Annotated in this window: 18 protein-coding genes; 10 read left to right on the forward strand and 8 right to left on the reverse strand. The window is 70.3% G+C overall.

From position 1 onward, the window contains the following. Positions 1 to 121 precede the first annotated feature (121 nt). Positions 122 to 1,171 carry a LacI family DNA-binding transcriptional regulator gene (locus tag H1D24_RS14390; RefSeq protein ID WP_181657923.1) on the reverse strand — a complete coding sequence of 350 codons (1,050 nt, stop codon included), beginning with the start codon at positions 1,169 to 1,171 and terminating at the stop codon, positions 122 to 124. Between the two features lie 397 nt (positions 1,172 to 1,568). Continuing rightward, positions 1,569 to 1,862, reverse strand: coding sequence for a hypothetical protein (locus H1D24_RS14395; protein WP_181657924.1), 294 nt, complete (start codon positions 1,860 to 1,862; stop codon positions 1,569 to 1,571). Between the two features lie 166 nt (positions 1,863 to 2,028). Here H1D24_RS14395 and H1D24_RS14400 point away from each other — a divergent pair, with 166 nt between their 5' ends. Together H1D24_RS14400 and H1D24_RS14405 are read left to right on the forward strand one after the other, a co-directional pair. Then, positions 2,029 to 4,050, forward strand: a complete 2,022-nt coding sequence (locus H1D24_RS14400) for an NADPH-dependent 2,4-dienoyl-CoA reductase (RefSeq protein WP_181657925.1) — start codon at positions 2,029 to 2,031, stop codon at positions 4,048 to 4,050. 44 nt (positions 4,051 to 4,094) lie between these two features. Continuing rightward, positions 4,095 to 4,679 carry a PadR family transcriptional regulator gene (locus H1D24_RS14405; protein WP_181657926.1) on the forward strand — a complete coding sequence of 195 codons (585 nt, stop codon included), beginning with the start codon at positions 4,095 to 4,097 and terminating at the stop codon, positions 4,677 to 4,679. Between the two features lie 160 nt (positions 4,680 to 4,839). Here the strand turns inward: H1D24_RS14405 and H1D24_RS14410 are convergent, their stop codons facing one another. The 5 genes from H1D24_RS14410 to dhaK all read right to left on the reverse strand — a co-directional run bounded on the left by H1D24_RS14410 (position 4,840) and on the right by dhaK (position 8,854). After that, the gene (locus H1D24_RS14410) at positions 4,840 to 5,358 is read right to left on the reverse strand and encodes a hypothetical protein (RefSeq protein WP_181657927.1); all 519 of its coding nucleotides are present in this window, start codon (positions 5,356 to 5,358) and stop codon (positions 4,840 to 4,842) included. A gap of 241 nt (positions 5,359 to 5,599) precedes the next feature. Beyond that, entirely contained in the window at positions 5,600 to 6,598 is a 999-nt protein-coding gene (locus H1D24_RS14415) for a fibronectin type III domain-containing protein (RefSeq protein WP_374064235.1), read from the reverse strand. Between the two features lie 127 nt (positions 6,599 to 6,725). Then, positions 6,726 to 7,178, reverse strand: coding sequence for a PTS-dependent dihydroxyacetone kinase phosphotransferase subunit DhaM (locus H1D24_RS14420; protein WP_181658038.1), 453 nt, complete (start codon positions 7,176 to 7,178; stop codon positions 6,726 to 6,728). Between the two features lie 25 nt (positions 7,179 to 7,203). Next, positions 7,204 to 7,803: a dihydroxyacetone kinase subunit DhaL gene (gene dhaL / locus H1D24_RS14425; protein ID WP_181657929.1), complete on the reverse strand. Its 600-nt coding sequence runs from the start codon at positions 7,801 to 7,803 to the stop codon at positions 7,204 to 7,206. Between the two features lie 58 nt (positions 7,804 to 7,861). Continuing rightward, positions 7,862 to 8,854, reverse strand: a complete 993-nt coding sequence (gene dhaK, locus H1D24_RS14430) for a dihydroxyacetone kinase subunit DhaK (protein WP_181657930.1) — start codon at positions 8,852 to 8,854, stop codon at positions 7,862 to 7,864. Positions 8,855 to 9,479: 625 nt separating this feature from the next. Between dhaK and H1D24_RS44030 the strand changes: the two genes are divergently transcribed. Next, positions 9,480 to 10,457 carry a hypothetical protein gene (locus H1D24_RS44030; protein WP_374064236.1) on the forward strand — a complete coding sequence of 326 codons (978 nt, stop codon included), beginning with the start codon at positions 9,480 to 9,482 and terminating at the stop codon, positions 10,455 to 10,457. A 36-nt stretch (positions 10,458 to 10,493) separates the two neighbouring features. Here the strand turns inward: H1D24_RS44030 and H1D24_RS14440 are convergent, their stop codons facing one another. Next, positions 10,494 to 11,522 carry an LLM class F420-dependent oxidoreductase gene (locus tag H1D24_RS14440; protein WP_181657931.1) on the reverse strand — a complete coding sequence of 343 codons (1,029 nt, stop codon included), beginning with the start codon at positions 11,520 to 11,522 and terminating at the stop codon, positions 10,494 to 10,496. A 708-nt stretch (positions 11,523 to 12,230) separates the two neighbouring features. Here H1D24_RS14440 and H1D24_RS14445 point away from each other — a divergent pair. The 7 genes from H1D24_RS14445 (at position 12,231) to H1D24_RS14475 (ending at position 21,709) form a co-directional block, all read left to right on the forward strand. Next, on the forward strand, positions 12,231 to 12,869 hold the full coding sequence (locus H1D24_RS14445; protein WP_181657932.1) for a (2Fe-2S)-binding protein: 639 nt from the start codon (positions 12,231 to 12,233) through the stop codon (positions 12,867 to 12,869). Between the two features lie 12 nt (positions 12,870 to 12,881). Beyond that, positions 12,882 to 13,862 carry an FAD binding domain-containing protein gene (locus tag H1D24_RS14450; protein ID WP_181657933.1) on the forward strand — a complete coding sequence of 327 codons (981 nt, stop codon included), beginning with the start codon at positions 12,882 to 12,884 and terminating at the stop codon, positions 13,860 to 13,862. Beyond that, positions 13,859 to 16,054: a xanthine dehydrogenase family protein molybdopterin-binding subunit gene (locus H1D24_RS14455; protein ID WP_181657934.1), complete on the forward strand. Its 2,196-nt coding sequence runs from the start codon at positions 13,859 to 13,861 to the stop codon at positions 16,052 to 16,054. The genes H1D24_RS14450 and H1D24_RS14455 overlap by 4 nt, the downstream gene beginning before the upstream one ends. Before the next feature lie 148 nt (positions 16,055 to 16,202). Next, positions 16,203 to 17,369 carry an XdhC family protein gene (locus H1D24_RS14460; protein WP_181657935.1) on the forward strand — a complete coding sequence of 389 codons (1,167 nt, stop codon included), beginning with the start codon at positions 16,203 to 16,205 and terminating at the stop codon, positions 17,367 to 17,369. After that, positions 17,363 to 18,352: a GTP 3',8-cyclase MoaA gene (gene moaA, locus H1D24_RS14465; RefSeq protein ID WP_181657936.1), complete on the forward strand. Its 990-nt coding sequence runs from the start codon at positions 17,363 to 17,365 to the stop codon at positions 18,350 to 18,352. Before H1D24_RS14460 ends, moaA begins: the two co-directional genes overlap by 7 nt. Positions 18,353 to 18,887: 535 nt before the next feature. After that, the gene (locus H1D24_RS14470; protein WP_181657937.1) at positions 18,888 to 19,706 is read left to right on the forward strand and encodes a hypothetical protein; all 819 of its coding nucleotides are present in this window, start codon (positions 18,888 to 18,890) and stop codon (positions 19,704 to 19,706) included. A 758-nt stretch (positions 19,707 to 20,464) separates the two neighbouring features. Continuing rightward, positions 20,465 to 21,709: an MFS transporter gene (locus tag H1D24_RS14475; protein WP_181657938.1), complete on the forward strand. Its 1,245-nt coding sequence runs from the start codon at positions 20,465 to 20,467 to the stop codon at positions 21,707 to 21,709. Positions 21,710 to 21,775 lie beyond the last annotated feature (66 nt).

Here is a 21,775-nt window from a genome sequence, read left to right on the forward strand (position 1 = left end):
TGGGGTGCCCGGCGCCCCGAGCCGGGGCGCCGTAGGGCAGATTCCGGAATCGGATCGAAAACTATCGGATCGGCTTGCCGGCAACTCACCGTGTAACTCGCAGTGCAATCGACAGTGCAACTCACAGTGCGGCGGCGCCCTCCACGGCAGCCGTGCTCGCCCGTACGACGAGTTCGGTGGCCAGTTCCACGCGCAGTGAGTCGATCTCCTCGCCGTGCGCCAGCCGCAGGACGGTCCTCGCCGCCGACTTGCCCATGTCGGCGAGAGGCTGGCGCACCGTGGTGAGCGGCGGAGCGGACCAGCGCACCTCGGGGAGATCGTCGAAACCCACGACGCTCATGTCCTCGGGCACCCGAAGTCCGCGGCGGCGCAGCGCCTCGATCGCGCCCAGCGCCATCTGGTCGCTGGAGGCGAAGAGCGCGGTGGGCGGCTCGGCGAGGTCGAGCAACGCGTTGCAGCCGCTGAACCCGGACGCGTGGTGGAAGTCGCCCGGCACGACGTACTTCTCGTCGTACGGAAGACCCGCCGCCTCCAGCGCCGCCCGGTAGCCGTCCAGCCGGGCCCTGCTGCACAGCAGTCGGGGAGGCCCCGCGATCAGGCCGATCCGGCGGTGGCCGAGGGAGATCAGATGCTCGGTCGCCGCCATGCCGCCGGCCCAGTTGGTGGCGCCGACAGTCGGCACCTCGAAGGCCGGGGAACCGGCCGGGTCGACGACAACCAGCGGTACGCCGAGGCGGTGCAACTCCTCGTGGAGGCCCGGCTCCAGGACGGACGTGACCAGGATGACCCCGTCCGAGGCGCGCGCCCGCAGGTTCTGCATCCACTGCCGGGCGGAGCCCGCGCGGTTGTGTATCGCCGACACCACGGTGCCGATGCCGGCCGCGTGCGCCACCTCCTCCACGCCGCGGATGATCTCCACGGCCCAGGGGCTGTCGATGTCGTTGAAGACAAGATCGAGGAGCGAGGCCCGCTCACCGGGGGCATGGGGCCGCCGCCGGTATCCGTGCCGGCGCAACAGCTCCTCGACACGGGCGCGGGTCGCGGCGGACACATCGGAACGTCCGTTCACGACGCGGGACACGGTCGGTACCGAGACCCCCGCCTCCTGCGCGATGGCCGTGATCGTCACCTTGCGCTTCGGGGTATCGCCCGGCGCGTCCTCGGTTGCCATGGTCTGCTCCTCGTTCCTCGACACTTTGCGGAAGTCTTCCGGAAAGTGGTGCTGACGGGAAGAGGCGACGGCGGTTGGTTCACCTACGACCGTGCCCGGCTGCCCGGGAGCCCCCAGCCGAGTCGTGGACGGCGTGCGAGTCGCGGACGCTCGCGGGCGCGAACCGCATGGCGGCCATGGACGGGGCGCCGAGCGCTGCAAGGGTATCGCGCCCGGTCAGCCCGGCCTACGTGCGGCCTTCGCTCCGCTCGCGGTGCTCAGGCCGGGCTTTCTCCGTGACTCCCCGCGGAGGTGAGGCTGCGGCGGGCGCGGAGGCGCCGGGCCCATGGGCAGGAGGCATGCATCCGCGCCGTGGACATGGGGCAGCGACGGCCCCCTGAAACAGATGAGGCTCTGTTCAGTCGAACCGGTCGCGGCCTGGGTGGCCCGGGTGGCCGACTTCGACGACCTGGGCCACCCAGCCGTACGGGAGTTCCCGTCCGTCGACCGTGATGGCCTCCACGTGATGTGTCGCGGGGTCGATGTCGGCTTGCAGGCCGTGGCCGACGTAGCGCGGGTAGCCGCTGGCGCCCGTGTCCCCGGTGGCCTCCACGACCGCGGTGCGTATCGGGGCGCCGTGTACGGGATGCCCCTCCTCGTCGGCGAGCTGGGGCTTGAGGGCGACGGTGTAGCGGGTCGGGGCTGGCCTCATGTCACGACGCTAGGCCCGCCGGGCGCTGCCTGCCTCCCGAGGCGGGTGCGTCGGGCACCGGCAGTGGTTGTGCAACTAGTTGCATAACCTCGCTCGGTCGTCTACAACAGTCGGGACGACACCGCGTACACCGCACGAGCACCGCGACTCGCGCACGGAGGCCCGCATGACCCGCTACCCGCATCTCCTCAGCCCTCTCGACCTGGGCTTCACCACGCTGCCCAACCGGGTGCTGATGGGATCCATGCACGTGGGGCTCGAGGAGGCCGAGCGCGGCTTCGAACGCATGGCGGAGTTCTACGCCGCACGCGCGCGTGGCGGCGTCGGGCTGATGGTCACCGGCGGCATCGCGCCCAACGACGCGGGCCGCCCCGGCGAGGGCGGCGCCAAGCTGACCACCGAGGCGGAGGCCGAGCAGCACGCGCGCGTGACGGAGGCGGTGCACCGCGCGGGCGGCCGGATCGCGATGCAGATCCTGCACTTCGGGCGGTACGCCTACCACCCGGACCTGGTCGCGCCGAGCGGCCTCCAGGCGCCGATCAGCCCGTTCGTGCCCCGCGCTCTCAGCGACGACGAGGTCGAGGAGACGATCGAGGACTTCGCGCGGGCGGCGGAGCTGGCGCAGCGCGCGGGTTATGACGGCGTCGAGATCATGGGCTCCGAGGGCTATCTGATCAACGAGTTCATCGCGGCCGCGACCAACCACCGCGACGACCGCTGGGGCGGTTCGTACGAGAACCGGACGCGCTTCCCCGTCGAGATCGTCCGCCGCGTACGCGAACGCGTCGGCACGGACTTCATCATCATCTACCGGCTCTCGATGCTGGACCTGGTGCCCGGCGGCTCCACCCTCGACGAGGTCATCACGCTGGCGAAGGCGGTCGAGGCGGCCGGCGCGACCATCATCAACACCGGTATCGGCTGGCACGAGGCGCGGATCCCCACCATCGCGACGTCGGTGCCGCGCGGCGCCTACGCCTGGGTGACCAAGAAGGTCATGGGCGCGGTGTCCGTCCCGCTGGTCACCACGAACCGCATCAACACCCCCGAACTGGGCGAGCAGTTGCTCGCCGACGGCTACGCGGACATGGTGTCGCTGGCCCGTCCGCTGCTCGCCGACCCCGACTTCGTCGCCAAGGCCGAGGCCGGCCGGCCCGAGGCCATCAACACCTGCATCGGCTGCAACCAGGCGTGCCTGGACCACACCTTCAGCGGGAAGATCACCTCCTGCCTGGTCAATCCGCGCGCCTGCCACGAGACCGAACTCGTGCTGGAGCCGACCCGGCTGCGCAAGCGCGTCGCGGTCGTCGGCGCCGGGCCGGCGGGGCTCGCCTGCTCCGTCTCCGCCGCCGAACGCGGGCACCAGGTGACGCTGTTCGACGCCGCCCACGAGATCGGCGGCCAGCTGAACGTAGCCCGCCGGGTACCCGGCAAGCAGGAGTTCGACGAGACGCTGCGTTACTACCGCACCCAGCTCGAGCAGCACGGCGTGGACGTCCGGCTGAACACCCGCGTCACCGCCGACCAGCTCGACGACGGGGAGTACGACGAGATCGTCGTCGCCACCGGCGTCACGCCCCGGGCGCCGGAGATCCCCGGCATCGACCACCCGAGCGTCCTCGGCTACCTCGACGTGCTGCGCGACGGCGCGCCCGTCGGCGACCGGGTCGCGATCATCGGGGCGGGCGGCATCGGCTTCGACGTCGCCGCGTATCTGACGGACTCCGGCGACAAGACGAGCGAGGACCCGGCCGCGTACTTCCGGCAGTGGGGCGTCGACATGGACTACCGCGCGGCGGGCGGCCTCGGCCGCCCCGAGCGGCCTGTGCCGCCCCGCACCGTCCACCTCCTGCAGCGCAAGGACTCCAAGGTCGGCGCCGGGCTGGGCAGGACCACCGGCTGGATCCACCGCACGGAGCTGCGCCACCGCGGCGTCACGATGGTCGCGGGCGCACGCTACGACAAGATCGACGACGCCGGGCTGCACCTCACCGTCGACGGGCGCAGCGAGACCCTCGCGGTCGACACGATCGTCCTGTGCACCGGCCAGGAGCCGCACCGCGCCCTGTACGAGGAGCTGCGCGCCGCGGGACGCAGCGTGCACCTGATCGGGGGCGCCGACGTCGCCGCCGAGCTGGACGCCAAACGGGCCGTCCGCCAGGGAACGGAGCTGGCGGCGGAGCTGTGACGGCGCGATCCTCGGCTGTCACACCCCGTCCCTAGGATGCCCCCATGTCACTCCCGCACGCGATCCTCACCGCCCTGCTCGAGAAGCCGTCGTCCGGGCTTGAGCTGACCCGGCGGTTCGACATGTCCATCGGCTACTTCTGGTCGGCCACGCACCAGCAGATCTATCGCGAGCTGGGAAAACTCGAGCACGAGGGCTACATCCGCGCCCTGCCGTCGGCTCAGCCCACCCGGGGCCAGAAGAAGGAGTACGAGGTCCTGCCGGCGGGCCGCGCGGAACTGGCACGCTGGACGGCCGAGTCCCAGGACCCGAAGCCCATCCGCGATCCGCTTCTGCTGCGGCTGCGTGCCGCCGGAGTCGTCGGTGCGGAGGGGATCGACGCGGAACTTCGTCGCCATCTCGACCTGCACCAGCGACAGTTGAGCGAGTATCTCGAGATCGAGAAGCGTGACTTCCCGCCAGACCGGGACACGGTCGAGGACCGGCTGCGCCATGCCGTCCTGCGCGCCGGCATCGACCTTGAGACGTTCTGGACGCGGTGGCTCAGCCGCACACTGGCAGAGCTGGAGCCGCCCACGGCGGCCGCAGCGGACGCTTCGACGCCGGCCGAAGGGAATGGCCCGAAGTAGCCCGTAGCGGATGGCCCCAAGCGGCCCGCAGCGGATGGCCCGACGCCGCCCGCAGGGGACACTTCGACGCGGACCACACCGTCCGCACCAGACGCCGGATGACCGTTGCCGTCCGCCCGAGGGGACACCGGGCGGACGGCGCGGGCGATCGTGGACCCGGTCAGGTCCTGTGATGCATGTTGCGCCGGCGGAGGTACCACGCTCCGCCGCCCAGGGCCGCGGCCACCAGGACCCCACCGCCGACCATCGTCAGGGTGCCGTAGTCCTTGATGCCGCCTCCGATGCCGCCCCTCACGCCGAGCGCCGGCGAGTTCGTCGTCGGCAGGGTGGGCGTCGTGGTGACGGTGACGGGCTGGCTGCCCACGTTCCGGCCGTCGTTGCAGTTCACGATCACGGTGTACGCGCCTGGGCTGACGTTCGACCAGGCGGCCGTCTGATTGGTGGCGCCCACCGCCAGCGCCGCCTGCCTGCCCTGGGTGAAGGTGGTCAGGCCGCTCGACAGGAGTGAGGCGTTGCCGCCGCCTGGGCAGGCGGCGGTGTTCACCGAGACGGTGGACCCGGTGCTGGTCACGGTGATCCCGTTGTCCGCGACGGCCGACGGAGCGGCCACCGTCAGAGGAAGCGCGGCGGCGGCTGCGATCAGGCCGGAGCGGACGAATATCTGAGTGTTGGTACGCATGTCTCTGCCCTCCGGCGGCACGGTTGGCGGTACATCCCATGCGCCGCCGAGGATTGGGAACGCCCGTGCTGCCTGACGTCGAGTCAAGAGCTCATGGGCCCCGGCCGCATGCGGACTGCATCCGGGCAGGTGAAGCGTCCTTCGTACGGCTGCCCGCCGGAAGGGGAGCCGGCGGTTCGGCGCTCCCCGGCCGACGCCCGGCAGGAGCGCCGCCCGCGGGGCTGTCCGTCCGCCCCCGTCGTCACCGTTCGCGGGGCTGTCCGTCCGCCCCCGTCGTCACCGTCCGCTCAGCGGAGAAGCCGCCCCACGTGCCGTCGGGGAGCCTGGCCCGGATGCGTACGCGATAGCTCACGCCGCTCTCGCGCGTCACGAAGAAGCTGTGCTCGGCCTTGTCCTGCGGTGCCGCGCCACCCCAGACGAGGGTGGTGGCGAGCCGTCCGTCGAGATGGATCCGGTACTCCGTCACCGCACCGCCCGTACGCGGCGGCGTCCAGGACAGGTCGATGTAGTACGCACCGTCCTCGCGGTGCGTCGTCGCGCGGAAGCCGGTGGGCGCCGTGCCGCGCCCGTCGTCACCGCCCGCCGCGGTGGTGAGCCGGACGGTGCGACTCGCGGGGGACGTGTTGTCCGCCGCGTCCCGCGCCCGAACGGTGAACGCGTACGTCGTGCCGGGACGCAGCCCGGTGATCAGCGCCGACATCTCGCCGCCACGGGTGCTGTGGATCTTCGAGGTGCCCTGGTAGATGTCGTACGACGCCACGCCCCGGTCGTCCGTCGCGCGGCTCCAGTACAGCGAGACGGCCCGGCCTCCGGCGACCTGCCCGCGCACCTGCCGCGGACGGGTCGGCGGCTCGCGGTCCTCCTCGACGGCGGCCGGCGTGGTGACGGGCACCTTCTTGCTGAGCGGCCCGGTGTTCCCGTCGGCGTCCCGGGCCCGGACGGCGAACGCATAGCCGACCGAGGGCTTCAGCCCGGTGATGTCCACCATGTGCTGCTCACCCGGTACCTCCTTGACCTTGGTGGTGCCGCGATACACCTCGTAGGCGATGACGCCGGAGTCGTCGTTCGCCTGGTTCCACATGACGTGGACCGAGGTGGCGCTGCCCGCCTGTGCGGTGACACCCGTCGGAGCCGAAGGGGGCCGGCCGCCCCGAGCAGGCCCGCCGCAGGAGACCGTCGTCATGAGGGCGGCAGTGCAGGCGGCTGCGGTCAGCAGAGCAGGCCCGGGAGTGCGTCGCACGGTGAAGCCTTCCCCTCGAGGGCATTGGTCCAGACCTGTATGCCATGAGTGACGGGAACACATCAAGAGTGCAGGCTCATTGAGAGCGGCTCTCTGAGAGTTCTGAGAACGGCTCTCTTGAGAGAGGTCACACCTTCCGGTACGTGTACGCCTCCACGGCCGCCGCCTCCACCGCATCGAGGTCCGCGCCCGCGGACGCCGTGACGACCGCCGCCACGGCGCCCTCGACGAACGGTGCGTCCACGAGACGGGCGCCGTCGGGCAGTTCGTCGCCCTCGGCGAGCAGGGCCTTCACAGTCAGTACCGCGCTGCCCAGGTCGGCCAGCAACGCCACGCCGGCGCCCCGGTCGACGCCGGCGGCCGCCGCGGCGATCAGCTCCGAGCTCGTACCAAGGCCGCCGTCCTCGGTGCCGCCCGCGGCCGCCACAGGAGCGGTCGCGCCGCCGCCGGCGAGCCCGGCCGCCAGCTCGGCGACGGAGGCCGCGACCGCGGCGCTGTGCGATACCAGCACGACGCCCACGAGCTTGTGCTGACCGCCGGCATCACCCTGGCCGCCGTCGGCGGGCCCACTGCCGCTCACCGTGCCCTCAGTCACCGGAGTCTCCTCACTCACCCGCCGCCTCCGCGAGCGTCGCGAACAGCAGAGCCGACGACGTGGCTCCGGGATCCTGGTGCCCGATGCTGCGCTCGCCCAGATAGCTCGCCCGGCCCTTGCGGGCAAGTAGCGGCGTCGTCGCGACCGCACCCTTCTCGGCGGCGTCGCGTGCCGCGGCGAAGGACTCGGCCAGCGCGTCGACCGCCGGGAACAGCGCGTCCAGCATGGTCTTGTCGCCGGGCGCGGCCCCGCCCAGCGTGGCCACGGCCTCCACTCCCGTACGCAGCGCGGCGGCCAGCTCCGCCGCGCTGACCTCGGCCGCGTCGCCGAGCGCCTTGCCCGTACGGCGGAGCAGCGTGCCGTAGAGCGGCCCGGAAGCGCCGCCGACCGTGGAGATCAACTGCCGTCCCGAGAGCGTGAGCACGGCACCCGGAGTGTCCGGGGCCTCTTTCTCCAGGGTCGCGACCACCGCCCTGAACCCGCGCTGCATGTTGGTGCCGTGGTCGGCGTCGCCGATCGGCGAGTCCAGCGCGGTGAGCCGATCCGCCTCCCGGTCGACGGCTACGGCGGCCGCCGTCATCCAGCGGCGGAAGAAGTCGGCGTCGAGCACAGAATCTCCTTGGGTGGTCGATACGTTGACGCGTGCGAGCGGCTCCTCGGACGACCCCTCAGATGCCCCAGCGCAGCCCGGGCGTACGGACGGGGGCGTCCCACAACCGCAGCATCTCCTCGTCGATCTGACATAGCGTCACGGACGCTCCCGCCATGTCCAGAGAGGTGACGTAGTTGCCCACCAGTGTGCGGGCCACGGCCACGTTCCGCTCGGCCAGCACCCGGTGCACCTCGGCGTTGAAGCCGTACAGCTCCAGCAGCGGGGTCGCGCCCATGCCGTTGACGAGGAGCAGGACCGGATTCTTCGGCGGCATGTCCTGCAGGATCGCGTCCACCGCGAAGTCGGCGATCTCCCGCGATGTCATCATGGCGCGCCGCTCACGGCCGGGCTCGCCGTGGATGCCGATGCCGAGCTCGAGCTCTCCCGTGGGCAGGTCGAAGGTGGGGCTGCCCTTGGCGGGTGTGGTGCAGGCGCTCAACGCGACGCCGAAGCTGCGCGCGCTCTCGTTGACCTGGCGGGCGATCGACTGGACCCGCTCCAGCGGCTGGCCCTCCTCGGCCGCCGCGCCCGCGATCTTCTCGACGAACAGGGTTGCGCCCGTGCCGCGGCGTCCCGCCGTGTACAGGCTGTCGGTGACCGCCACGTCATCGTTGACCAGCACCTTCGCGACCTGAATGCCCTCGTCCTCGGCGAGCTCGGCCGCCATCTCGAAGTTCAGCACGTCACCGGTGTAGTTCTTCACGATGAACAGCACGCCCGCGCCGCTGTCCACCGCGGCCGCGGCCCGCACCATCTGATCGGGTACGGGCGAGGTGAACACCTCGCCGGGACAGGCGGCCGACAGCATGCCGAGTCCCACGAACCCGCCGTGCAGCGGCTCGTGCCCCGACCCGCCGCCGGAGACCAGGCCGACCTTCCCCTCCACCGGCGCGTCCCGCCGTACGATCACGCGGTTCTCGACGTCGACCGTCAGCTCGGGGTGCGCGACCGCCAGACCCCGCAGCGCGTCCGCGACCACCGTCTCGGCCACGTTGATCAGCATCTTCATCGGTACCTCCTACAGACATTAGCAGCAGTGGCTGTCACCTGGGTTTTCCCAGGTCAGAGCTGGTATGGAGAGTTGTTGATGTTGGCGCTTCATGGCGGCCTGGCGCGGCTCCTGGCGGTACTGATGCTGACCTGTTGCTGACTTTCCTGACGTCCTGTCAGGCATCGGTCGGCGGCTCTTGGCGTGGACTGAAGATCTTCCCGGTGCATCCAGTATCAGCCGAATGCCAACGTGAGTCACGGATTCGGTCGCGACGGATGGATGTCGCGCCTCGGCATGGCAACGCGCTGCAAAACGGCGCGCTGGGGGAAATGGTTGAGTCAGTGTCTCTGGTGTCTACGGAGACTCTGGTCGGCCTGATGTTCGTCGGTTATGGGCTTCAGCATCATTCGCCAGTGCTAGTACACCTGGCTCCGCCAGTACGAGCCGAAGAACTCGACGGATGGGGAGACTGCTCCTCCAGGAAACGGCCGGTCAGCCATGCCGTTTTCTGCTCATGCCGTTCGCCTCCTGCGGCGTACCGTCGTCCGGATCGAGGTACCTGCGGTAGGCCAGCCATCACAGCCTGATTCAGTGCAATCTGCCTACGGCCAGCGAGATCAGCCAATAACTCTCCGCCCATCCCTTGGGTATCGCCGCGCCTCCATGGGAAACGGAGGGCATCGACGACTTCCTCCCCGCGGCTATGGGCGAGGGTGGTGGGGAGAACGCCACCGAGCCGCTCGAGCCACAGGTCGTCGGACCGCTCCTGGTCTGGGCGATCCGCGTGGTGGAGGACTTCGCCGAGGACATCCTGGCCGCCTCGCAGGAAAACCGCCGTCTGAGCGCGCTGGCCGACGCCACCGCCGTGAACCCAGCGGGCCGAGCCGCCCTGGAGGCGTACCTCCTGCCCCTCATCGACAGTGGTGCGCCCCTGCCCGCTGCCGAGCACCGAGGCGCGCCGGCCGTGGCACGCATCTTCGTCGCCGCCACCACCAGCGCTAGCCTCACGCAGGTCGACCGGTTCCCTAAACGGCACGGACTCACGTCGCTCGTGGTCCAGCGGCCGGGGCCGTGTCCGCTGCAGGTGCCGATCACCGGACGGATCGAGGGGCGGCCCTGGCGCGACCACGTGGACTTCAACGAGGCCGCCGCCCTGATGCGGCACCTCGGCACCGCTGCGGCCATCATCTGTCTCTACCTCACCGGTATGCGTCCACAGGAGGTACAGGGACTGCGGTCCGGCTGCTGCCCCGATCCCGAGCCCCGCCGCGACGGCACCCCCGGACGGCACCTGATCCGCAGCCGTCATTACAAGAACGTCACCAACGACGACGGCCACCGCATGGCGCTCATCAAGCGTCACGCCGATCTGAAGAACGAGTTCTACGAACGAGTCCGCAGGGAGGCAAAGCAGGTTCCGGAACCCGAGAGACGGCTCCGGGAGACGGTCAGTAAGCTGAAGAAGACCGTCTCTGAACAGCGAGCCGAAATCGAGCAACTCCGACGCCAGGTCACCAACCTCACCCTTGCCAGCGCCGTCTTGACTCACCAGACCGGCCTACGGGGGAATCTCACGTCCACTGCACATAACGTCTTCCCGTTCACCCCGCCCCGTTCCTGATGGCCGTGCATTGCGACATGCCCTCTGAGCAGCTCGTCAGAGCCAGCCCTTGACCTTCTCCACGAGGCGGGCGGGGTCGGGATCGACCACCCGGACGTTCAATTGGGTGACACCGGCGGCGCGGAACGCCTCGATGCGCTCGCGTACGTAACTTTCTGGGCCGCACAACGACACAAGTTCGGTCAGCTCGTCGGGAACAGCCGCCTCCGCCTCCCTCTTCTTCCCGGACAGGTAGAGGTCCTGGATCTTCTCGGCGGCTTCGTCGTAACCGTACGCGCGGGCCAGGTCGTTGTAGAAGTTCTTGCCCTTGGCGCCCATGCCGCCGAGGTAGAGGGCGATCATGGGGCGGAGCAGGTCGCGGGCGGCTGCCGCGTCCTCGCTGACGGCGAGGAGACTGCCCGCGACCATCTGGAGGTTCCCGCGTTCCGCGGGCCGACGTGCCTGTCCCTCGGTGAGTGCGCTTCCCCAGATCTGTCCGGCCTTCTCGGGGATGAAGAGGTGCGGCAGCCAGCCGTCGGCGATCTCCGCGGTCATGCGGACGTTGGCCGGACCGAGGGCTGCGATGTGGATCGGTATCTCGCTGCGCACCGGGTGGTTGAGGAACTTCAGGGGTTTGCCGAGCTTGCCGCCCTTCTCGGGCGGCAGGGGCATGTCGACGATGCCGTGGTGGTCGATCACCTCGCGTCGCCAGATCCGGCGGCACTGCTCGACGGTCTCGCGGGTGCGGCCGAGCGGCTTGTCGTACGGCCGGCCGTGCCAGCCCTCGACGACCTGCGGGCCGGACGCGCCGAGCCCGAGCAGGACACGGCCCCCGGACAGCGCGTCGAGTCCGGCGGCGGTCTGGGCGATCAGCGCAGGCGTGCGCGAGTACACGTTGATGATGTACGAGCCGATCTTCACGCGCTCGGTGCGGGCGGCGAGGTAGCCCATGGTGGTCGGCGAGTCGAAGCCGTATGCCTCGGCCACCCAGACGGCGTCGAGTCCGGCCTTCTCCAGCCGCACGATCTCCTCGACGGCCTTGCGGGGGTCATTCTCGGCGTACTCAAGGGTGGTGGCCAGTTCCATGGGCTTTCCTCTCCGCGTCCGTTCCCGGGAACACCGGCATGCGCGAGGCGGAAGCTGGTCCGGTACGGCTGGTCATCGCTCCCCGGCCAGTGCGGTGCGAGCGTGGCAGCCAAGAAAACAAAAATCAAGCACGCCTGCTTTTTAAGCCCTGGATCATCACCGGCATCTGGCGGGGATGTTCCCTACGGCCCCGGCCACCGACGCCGCTCAGCCACCGGATCTCGACCTCCCGCTGGTTCCACAACCTGCGGGGCGTCGAGGCCGCCTGTGCACGCGGCCGCAGCGCCGGGCTTCGTCAGCGGTGGACACGCAGAACGTGAAGACCTCAAGCGACGCCACGGCGGCCGGCCGAGACGCCGACGCCCTATGAGATCAGTACGCGCCCTCTCACCCGGAACAGGCGCTCTCGCCGACCTGCTGTTGTTACCTCTGCGGTGAACTCGAGGGACGGCGACTTGCCGCGCCTTCGACGGCTCTTCCTCCTTCACCTAGGGCTCACTTGCGGGCGAAAAAACCAAGGGAAGGCCAGGAAAGCAAGGGGGGACAAAACTCTCCCTGCCATGGGTCAGCCTGTGGTGCGAGACTTTCGCGTGATCAGCCGCTCTGTCGAGGCGAGCGGTCACCCAGTTTCCCGCGGTGGCGTCGATCTCGTGCCTGGTCTCCCGCTGGTGTACACGACTGATCCGTCCGTGATGCAAAGGCGAATGTATGTCCTCTGAACTCCCTGATTCTGCTGTTTCTCCGCCCTCCGGAGCCGGCGAGTCCACCTCGGGGCCCAGCCGGCGCGCCGTCATCGCCACCGGTGTCGCGGTGGGCGGTGTCGTGGTGGCCGGAGGAACGTTCCTGGCCGGGGCCGAGGAAGCGCCCGCTACGGGGACGGCCCCTTCCAGCCGTGTGTCCCTGACGGTGAACGGCACCCGGCGGACGGTCACGGTCGACAACCGCACCTCACTGCTGGATCTGCTGCGCGAGCACTTCGACCTGACCGGCTCCAAGAAGGGCTGCAACGCCGGGGCCTGCGGGGCGTGCACGGTCCTGGTCGACGGGCAGCGCGTGAACTCCTGCCTGACGCTCGCGGTACGCCTGGAGGGCGCCGAAGTCACCACGATCGAGGGCCTGGCCGACGGTGATCAACTGCACCCGCTGCAGCAGGCGTTCGTCGACCAGGACGCCTTCCAGTGCGGCTACTGCACCCCCGGCCAGATCATGTCCGGGGTGGGCTGCATCAAGGAGGGGCACACCGGTTCGCCGGAGGAGATCCGGGAGTGGATGAGCGGCAACATCTGCCGCTGCGGCTGCTACGTGAAAATCGTGCGCGCGGTCGAGCAGACCGCCGGCCGGAAGTAAGGAGCCGCTGACATGCATCCCTTCTCCTTCACGAAGGCCGCAAACACCCGTGAGGCCCTCGACGCGGGCCGACATGGCGGCCGTTACATCGCCGGCGGCACCACCCTCGTCGACCTGATGCGCGAGACCGTCGAGCGTCCCGAGACCCTGGTCGACATCAGTGACCTGCCGATGCGCGACGTCAAGGTCACCGAGCGCGGTGGCTTGCGCATCGGCGCGCTGGTGACCATGTCCGAGGCCGCCGCCCATCCCAAGGTGCGCTCGCTGTACCCCGTCATCTCCCAGGCGCTGGAACTGAGCGCTTCCGCCCAGCTGCGGAACATGGCCACCATCGGCGGCAACATCATGCAGCGCACCCGCTGCACCTACTTCCGCGACGTCACCGCCGACTGCAACAAGCGCGAGCCCGGCTCGGGTTGCGCCGCGCTGGAGGGCTTCAACCGTACGCACGCCATCCTCGGAACCTCCGATGCCTGCGTGGCCACCCACCCCTCCGACGCGGCCGTGGCGTTCGCCGCGCTGGAGGCACGGGTGCATCTGCTGGGCTCGGACGGGGAGCGCCAGGTGTCCTTCGCCGACTTTCTGCTGCGCCCGGGCAGAACCCCGAATCGTGAACAGGCCCTGCGGCGGGGTGAGTTGATCACCGGAGTGGAGATTCCGGCGCTTCCGCGCCCGCTGAAGTCCGGCTATCTGAAGGTGCGCGACCGCCAGTCTTACGAGTTCGCCCTGACGTCGGCGGCCGTGGCGCTGCACGTGCGGGGCGGGGTGATCCGTGAGGCGAAGGTCGCCGCCGGTGGAGTGGGCACCGTGCCGTGGAAGCTGCCCGCCGTGGAACGGCACCTCGTCGGTGAGCGTCCCTCGGAATCGTTGTGGACGGCCGCTGCCGCCAAGGCGGCGGAAGGCGCTCGTCCCCTGCAGCACAACCGGTTCAAGGTCGAGTTGCTGAAGCGGACCGTGGAACGTCAGCTGCGTGTCGTAGGAGGTAGCAAGTGAGTCCCCAGCCGCAGGCAGCCGTGGGCGCGCCGCTGTCCCGGGTGGACGGCCGGCTCAAGGTCACGGGCAAGGCGCTGTACGCCGCCGAGTTCGATGTCGACGGCGCGGTGCACGCGGTCATGGTCGATGCGGGTATCGGCCGCGGCCGCATCACCTCCATCGACACCCGTGACGCCGAAAAGCACCCGGGCGTGCTGCGGGTGATCAGCCACCGCAACGCGCCGAAGCTGCCATACCGCGACAACTCCGGCTCGAACAACCCGCCCGGGCGCAGGCTGCGGGTGTTCCAGGACGACCGGGTGCTCTTCCACGGCCAGCCGGTCGCCGTCGTCGTGGCCACCACGCTGGAGGCCGCCCAGCACGGCGCGAGCCTGGTCGAGGTCGAGTACGACGCCGAACAGCCCTCGACCGACCTTAACGAGGGGAAGCCGGGGGAGCCGACGGCCTACGCGCGCGGCGACGCGGATGCCGGGCTGCGCGACGCGGCCGTACGCCTTGACCTGACGTACCAGTTGGCGCGCAACCATCACAACCCTATGGAGCCGCATGCCACGATCGCCCGCTGGGACGGCAACAAGCTCACCGTCTGGGACAAGAGCCAGTGGGTGATGGGCACCCACGACGAGATCGCCGCGGTGTTCGACCTGCCCGCGGATGCGGTGCGGGTCATCAACCCGTTCGTCGGCGGCGGCTTCGGCAGCGGGCTGCGCTGCTGGCCGCACACGATCGTCGCCGCTCTGGCCGCGCGGGAGACGAAGCGCCCGGTCAAGCTGGTGCTCAGCCGTCGGCAGATGTACTTCGGCACCGGTTTCCGGCCCTCGTACGAGTACCGGCTGCGGTTGGGCAGCGACCGGCGTGGTCGGCTGTCCGCCGCGATCCACGAGATCGACGCGGAGACCTCGTCGTACGAGACGTTCACCGAGGGGGTCATGGCGCCCGGGCAGATGCTCTACAGCATGGCCAACGTCAGCCAGGCGTACCGGCAGGTGCCGCTGGATGTGAATACGCCGATCTGGATGCGCGGCCCCGGCTTCGCATCGGCGTCGTTCGTCATCGAGTCGGCGATGGACGAGCTCGCCCACAAGCTCGGCCTCGACCCCATCGAGCTGCGTCGGCGCAACGAGCCGTCCGAGGACGAGGCGAAGAACCTGCCGTTCTCCACCCGGCGGCTGCGTGAGTGCTACACGGTCGGCGCCCGTGAGTTCGGCTGGGATCGCCGTAACCCCAGGCCCCGTTCGACCCGTGACGGGAACTGGCTGGTCGGCCTGGGGATGGCGGCCGGCGTCTACGATCCCGGGCGTTTCCCCGCGGAGGCCCGGGCCCGCCTCGATGCCGACGGCACCGCTGTGGTCGAGGCGGCCACCAGTGACATGGGGCCGGGCACCTACACCTCCCAAACCCAGGTGGCCGCCGACGCGCTCGGGCTGACCATGCGCACGGTAACCTTCAGGCTCGGCGACTCCCTGTACCCGCAGACCGGCCCGCACGGCGGCTCGTCGACCATGGCCAGCGTCGGCTCCTCCGTCGTCGACGCCTGCAACCAGGTGCGGCAACAGGCGATCAAACTGGCCGTCGAGGACGAAGCGTCGCCGCTGCACGGAGTGCCGGCCGGCGACATCGTCGTGCGCAATGGACGGCTGCACGGGAAGGGCAACCCGGCGCGCGGCGAGACCTACCGCAGCCTCCTGGCCCGCCACAACCGCTCCCACCTGGAAGCACGCGGCAACTACACCGGGCCGCCGACTCCCGAACGGGAGTCCTACTACGCCTACAACGCCACCTTCGCCGAGGTCGCGGTGGACGCGACGCTGGGTCTGGTGCGAGTGCGGCGGATGCTCGGTGTGTACGACGCTGGCCGGATCATCAGCCCCAAGCTCGCCGAGAGCCAGGCGTTCGGCGGCATCGTGGGCGGCATCGGCACGGCTCTGCTGGAGCACACGGTCACCGACCACCGTGACGGGCGGATCGTCAACGCCAACCTCGCCGACTACCTGGTGCCGGTCAACGCCGACGTCCCCGAGGTCCGGGCGATCTACCTGGACGGCGAGGACAACGCCGGCAACCTGCTGGGCGTCAAGGGACTCGGCGAGGTCGTCCAGGTGGGTGTGGCTGCGGCGATCGGCAACGCGGTCTTCAACGCCACCGGCCGCCGGATCCGCCAACTGCCCATCACCGCCGAGGCGTTGCTCTGACACCACCGCCTCCCTAGACGGATCCGGCAGCCGAACCCCCCGTACGGCTGCCGGACCCTCCCCGGGCCGCCGCCGCCCATTCGCCCCCGTCGGCGCGGTGGCGGCCCGCTCACCTTCTGCGACAGCGACCGTCTGCTCTGGAGCCCCCATGCTGAACATCGCGGACACACTGCACCGCTGGTGCCGCGAGGAACGCCCCTTCGCCCTGGCCACCGTCGTCGACGTCACCGGCAGCGCACCCCTGCCCATCGGTACATCGGTCGCGGTCGACGAGGACGGCAACGCCATCGGCAGCATCTCCGGCGGCTGCGTCGAGGGCGCGGTGTACGAACTGTGCCGACAAATTCTCCAGGAGCAAGGCGCCCCACAGCGTGCCCGGTTCGGCTACTCCGACGACGACGCCTTCGCCGTCGGACTGACCTGCGGTGGCGAACTCGACGTGCTCATCCAGCGCATCGACCGGGCCGCCCAGCCGCATCTCGGAGCAGCGCTCGCCGAGGCGGTCGACGGCCGGCCCGCCGCCGTCGCCCAGGTCGTCGACGGACCTGAGGGACTGCTCGGCGCCACTGTGAGCGTCCTCGGCGATAGTTGGATCGCCGACAGCGCGCTCGGCGACGGGCCGACCGGCCGGGTGGTGGCGGACCGTGCCACCGCCCAACTGCGCACCGGGCGCACCGCACTCCTCGCGCTCGGCGGAGACGCCGGCACCTGCCCCGAGAAGCTCTCCGTCCTCGTCCACACGGCCGCCACGCGCCCCCGTATGCTGATCTTCGGCGCCGTCGACTTCACCGCCGCCCTCGCCCAGGCCGGCCGGTTCCTGGGCTACCGGGTCACCGTGTGCGACGCCCGCCCCGTCTTCGCCACGCAGGCACGCTTCCCGCACGCCGACGAGGTGGTCGTCGACTGGCCCCACCGCTATCTGGCACAGACGGCCGTGGACGCCCGTACCGCGATCTGTGTGCTCACCCACGACGCCAAGTTCGACATCCCCCTGCTGCAGCGGGCACTCGACCTGCCCGTCGGCTACGTCGGCGCGATGGGCTCCCGCCGCACCCACGAGGAACGTCTTCTCCGTCTGCGCGAAGTGGGCGTCACCGCGGAGCAGTTGGCCCGGCTTCGGTCCCCGATCGGCCTCGACCTCGGTGCCCGCACCCCCGAGGAGACGGCCATCTCCATCACCGCCGAGATCATCGCCCACGCCGGCCGAGCGAGCGGCTTGCCTCTGGCCCGCGTCAGCGGCCCGATCCACCGCGTTGCCGGCGCGGTGCCGGAGACAGCGCGGCACCGGGCAGGAACGGCCTCGGGAACATGCTGATCGACACCTACGGCCGGCAGGCAACCGACCTGAGGGTCTCGCTGACCGACCGGTGCAATCTGCGGTGCACGTACTGCATGCCGGAAGAGGGCCTGCTGTGGCTGGCCAAGCCCGATCTGCTCACGGACGACGAGATCGTCCGCCTGATCGACATCGCCGTCACCTCCCTCGGTATCGAGGAGGTCCGCTTCACCGGCGGCGAGCCGCTGCTGCGCCCCGGTCTGGTCGGCATCGTGGAACGGGTCGCCGCCCTGGCCCCGCGCCCGCAGATGTCCCTCACCACCAACGGCATCGGCCTCAAGCGCACCGCGACCGCCCTGAAGGCTGCGGGCCTGGACCGGGTCAACGTCTCCTTGGACACGCTGCGCCCGGACGTCTTCAAGACCCTCACCCGCCGGGACCGCCACAAGGACGTCATCGAGGGCCTGCACGCCGCCCGTGAGGCGGGCCTGACCCCGGTGAAGGTCAACTCGGTCCTGATGCCGGGCCTGAACGAGGACGAGGCCCCGGACCTCCTGGCCTGGGCCGTGGAACACGACTACGAACTGCGCTTCATCGAGCAGATGCCCCTGGACGCCCAGCACGGCTGGAAGCGCGACGGCATGATCACCGCCGAGGACATCCTCACGTCCCTGCGCACTCGCTTCGAGCTGACGGAAGAGGGCTCCCGGGCCCGGGGTTCGGCGCCGGCCGAACGCTGGCTCGTGGACAGCGGCCCGCACCGCGTGGGCGTCATCGCCTCCGTGACCCGCCCGTTCTGCGCGGCCTGCGACCGCACCCGCCTCACCGCCGACGGCCAGATACGCACCTGCCTGTTCGCCCGAGAGGAGAGCGACCTGCGCGCGGCCCTGCGCTCGGGAGCCCCGGACGAGGAGATCGCGCGGATCTGGCGCGAGGCGATGTGGGGCAAGAAGGCGGGAGCGGGCCTGGACGACTCGACCTTCGTCCAGCCGGACCGCCCCATGTCAGCCATCGGAGGCTAGGCCTGGATCCGCGGGCGGCCACGGCGGCGACCCGGATGGACGTCACCGGCCTGGACATCGACGACGAGTCCACGGTAACCCGGGTCGTCTACCAGCTCCGCGCCGCCCTTCGGCCCGGCAACTCAGGCGGACCGCTGCCGACCACCGGTGGGCAGGTGTACGGGATGGTCTTCGCCCGCTCGGTCACCCACCCGGACACGGGGTACGCCTTGGCCGCCGATGAACTGCGCACTCTCGCCGCCCCAGGGCGCCCGGGCCGACGCACTGATCCAGACGCGGGCCGTGTCCGCGTAGCAGTCGCATCGCGCCCAGTAAGGGGGAGAGTTTCATCCCCGGTTGTTCTTCTTCCCGGATGATTTTCTCCTCTTTTCGTGCTAGCGCCCGCGTGTGAGGGTCGGAATCGAGTATTTCTCGCCGATGGATCACGCCTTGGTCATTCCTGTGCGTGGTCATTGAAACCGTTGACGGAACGCAAGGAAACGATGAGCAAGGTCATCTCCATCACCGGCGCCGACCGGGACTCCGAGAGGCGCCCATGACGGCGCAAACGCTGGACCGGCCCGCTCCCACGGTTGCCCCGGAGAGCCGGCCGGTCGTCCCAGAGGGACAGGCACCCGCCATGCGGCCGGGGAACCGGAGAGCCCGCAGGGCGTTGTGGTGGGCGGCGTGCCTGGTCTGTGGCGGCCTCGTAGGCCTTGTCCTCGCCATCCTCGGCACGCTGCGCGGGCCGGCGCCGTCCCGGCTGCGGCGCGGGGCGGTCGCGGCCGGGGCAGCGGTGCAGCTGGCGTCTGGCGGTTCCTTCGCGGTAGCCGGAGCCGACGGTGACGGAGGTCTGTGGGAGACCACCCGTATGGTGGTCAACGCGCCGGTCTCCGGGGCGGCCCTGCTCTACGGCGTCGGCAAGGGCGGCGAGGTGCATCAGGGCGACAACGGGACGACCGCTGTGGTCCTGGACGACGGGGTCGTCCGCGCCGGCACCATGTTCGGCACGGTCTTCCTGACCGACCAGCACATGGAGGGGGACTCGCCGCGCACGCAGCGCCTGGCGGAACACGAGGCCCGGCACGCCGACCAGTGGGCGGCCTTCTCGCTCACCGGCGGGCCTGCCGCCTTCCCTGCACTGTATGCCTTCGACGAGGCCTTCTTCCCCGGTGCGTTCAACCACTTCGAACGTCAGGCCGGGCTCGATGACGGCGGCTACGACACGCCGTCCGACTGCCCGTCCATCGCCGGCCGGCTCACCCTTGTCTCCCTCGGGCTGGTCGCAGGCTCGACCCTGGTCGCCCGGCGCAGGCTCCGCGGCCTGTCTCCGGCTGCGACCGGACGTAAGGACCTCCCCCGCTCGGCGTCCTGACAGCTGGTGAGTGTGCGACCCTTGATGTCGGAGGCAGTCTGAAGCCGACGCAGGACCGGTCGTCGATCCGGCGCTCGTCTCGCAGGCGGCCTCGGCGGTGCCCAACTCCAGCAACCGCCGTCGTGCCAGATCGGTGTTGCCCCCTCGTACGGGCGCACGATGCGCATCCGGTCGCCCGGCGGCGCGCAAGGCGAAGACGGTCCGCCGCAGTCCGGGAAGGACCACTGTGGTGCCCGGCACTCCGGTGTAGGCGGCGGCATGTCGTAAGCCCTGCACCAGACCAGCGTGATGACGGCAGCCCGGTGAGCCCTCAACGGCATAGGAGCCTTGTCCGTTGCGGAAGGTCCGCTGACCGCAGTCGTGCCATACCGCTCAACCGCTGGGTGGGTGTACGGCCCGGGTAGTGGGGGTGAGAGCCACAAGCGGCCGTTTCGGCCGGTTGGCCACCACCGGTCGCACCCCGCTAGCGACCAACGCGGCTCCAGTACCTGCGGGTTGAGACTTCGAATACCCGCCCCAACGGGACGGGGGGGGCCTTGTGCATTGCGGGCGTCGATCCCGTCACTCAATCAGGGGCGACGTCGCTCAAAGGACTCCCTCGCCGTAAAGCGGCGGCCGCCGAAAGGAAGGTCACTCGCCGCTCCGCCACGAAGCAGGGAGAAAATCCTCCCCCTCACAGAACGCCCGTGCGGTGCGATGCTCTACGGCGTCCCCGCCCCGCTGCGGTCGTACGTCGCCCTGAAAAGGAATGCAACCGAATGTCACCCACACCCGACGGCCGACCCGGCAAGCTGCCCTTCGTCGTCTGGGTGCTGTCTGCCGGAACATTCCTCATGGGCACCACCGAATTCGTCATTGCGGGCCTGCTGCCCGAGATCGCCGACGATCTGAATGTCAGCGTCTCTCACGCGGGCCTGCTGATCACCGCCTTCCCAGCAGGCATGATCGTCGGGGCGCCGGCGATGGCGATCGCGACGCTGCGCCTGCCCCGGCGCTCCACGCTGATCCTCGCGCTCGTCGTCTTCGCCCTCGGCCACCTGGTCGCCGCGCTCAGCTCGTCCTTCGCTCTCGTGCTCGCGGCCCGCGTGGTGACCGCACTGGCCACCGGGACCTTCTGGTGCGTCGGCGCCCTCGTGGCCACGACCGCGGCAGGGCCGGCAGCGACCTCACGGGCCCTGGGCATGCTCCTGGGCGGTCTGACCGTGGCCACCGTGGCCGGCGTACCACTGGGCGCGTTGCTGGGGCAGCTGTCGGGTTGGCGCGGGCCGTTCTGGGTGTTGGCCGCGCTATCGGCCGGCGCGGCAGCGGTCATCGGCCGGTTCATCCCTGCCGACGAGCGAGGCGAAGCGCCTTCCGTCCGGGCCGAGTTCGCCGCGCTGCGCGATGTCCGGGTGTGGCTGACGCTGAGTTCCATGACGCTGCTGATGGGTGGTGTCCTGGCGACGTACACCTATATCTCGCCCCTGCTCACCGAGCGGGCCGGCATCCCCGCCGGAGCCGTGCCCATGGTCCTGACCGGCTACGGTCTGGGCGCCCTGCTGGGCACCACGGTCGGCGGGCGCCTGGGCGACCGTCGACCACTCGCCACGCTCATCGCCTCCGCCGCCATGACCACGCTGGTGCTGCTGTTGTTGACCCTGCTCTCCTCGAACCCCGTAGCGGCCGTGGTCCTGGTGACACTCCTCGGGATGACCGGCTTCGCCCCGACCCCGGTGCTCGGCGCGCTGGCCCTGCGCTTCTCCAGTTCCGCGCCCACCCTCGTCTCCGGCCTCAGCGGCTCGGCGCCCAACCTGGGCATCGCCATCGGCTCCTGGACGGCGGGCATCGCCCTGACCTCACCGCTGGGGCAAGCAGGACCCCCGCTGGTCGGTACCGTGGCGGCCGCCCTCACCCTCCTACCGCTGACCGCACTCGCGCTGATGCACGCCACCCGCTCCGAAACGCCCCCGTCCCGAGCGGCCGCAGACCAGTCGATCGGGTGCGGGCTTCAGGACATCGGCTGACGGGGCGCTTGGCTCTCCCGCGCGTGGCTGGGTCGGTGTCAGCGGGAGATGTCTGGTCTGGTGGTG

The organism is Streptomyces himalayensis subsp. himalayensis, assembly GCF_013778455.1.
GTDB classification, from domain to species: Bacteria; Actinomycetota; Actinomycetes; order Streptomycetales; family Streptomycetaceae; genus Streptomyces; species Streptomyces himalayensis.

Excerpts from the sequence above, each read along its gene's own strand:
- H1D24_RS14390 (WP_181657923.1), bottom strand. The coding sequence starts at position 1,171 with ATGGCAACCGAGGACGCGCCGGGCGATACCCCGAAGCGCAAGGTGACG.
- H1D24_RS14395 (WP_181657924.1), bottom strand. The coding sequence starts at position 1,862 with ATGAGGCCAGCCCCGACCCGCTACACCGTCGCCCTCAAGCCCCAGCTC.
- H1D24_RS14400 (WP_181657925.1), top strand. The coding sequence starts at position 2,029 with ATGACCCGCTACCCGCATCTCCTCAGCCCTCTCGACCTGGGCTTCACC.
- H1D24_RS14405 (WP_181657926.1), top strand. The coding sequence starts at position 4,095 with ATGTCACTCCCGCACGCGATCCTCACCGCCCTGCTCGAGAAGCCGTCG.
- H1D24_RS14410 (WP_181657927.1), bottom strand. The coding sequence starts at position 5,358 with ATGCGTACCAACACTCAGATATTCGTCCGCTCCGGCCTGATCGCAGCC.
- dhaK (WP_181657930.1), bottom strand. The coding sequence starts at position 8,854 with ATGAAGATGCTGATCAACGTGGCCGAGACGGTGGTCGCGGACGCGCTG.
- H1D24_RS14440 (WP_181657931.1), bottom strand. The coding sequence starts at position 11,522 with ATGGAACTGGCCACCACCCTTGAGTACGCCGAGAATGACCCCCGCAAG.
- H1D24_RS14445 (WP_181657932.1), top strand. The coding sequence starts at position 12,231 with ATGTCCTCTGAACTCCCTGATTCTGCTGTTTCTCCGCCCTCCGGAGCC.
- H1D24_RS14450 (WP_181657933.1), top strand. The coding sequence starts at position 12,882 with ATGCATCCCTTCTCCTTCACGAAGGCCGCAAACACCCGTGAGGCCCTC.
- H1D24_RS14460 (WP_181657935.1), top strand. The coding sequence starts at position 16,203 with ATGCTGAACATCGCGGACACACTGCACCGCTGGTGCCGCGAGGAACGC.
- moaA (WP_181657936.1), top strand. The coding sequence starts at position 17,363 with ATGCTGATCGACACCTACGGCCGGCAGGCAACCGACCTGAGGGTCTCG.
- H1D24_RS14470 (WP_181657937.1), top strand. The coding sequence starts at position 18,888 with ATGACGGCGCAAACGCTGGACCGGCCCGCTCCCACGGTTGCCCCGGAG.
- H1D24_RS14475 (WP_181657938.1), top strand. The coding sequence starts at position 20,465 with ATGTCACCCACACCCGACGGCCGACCCGGCAAGCTGCCCTTCGTCGTC.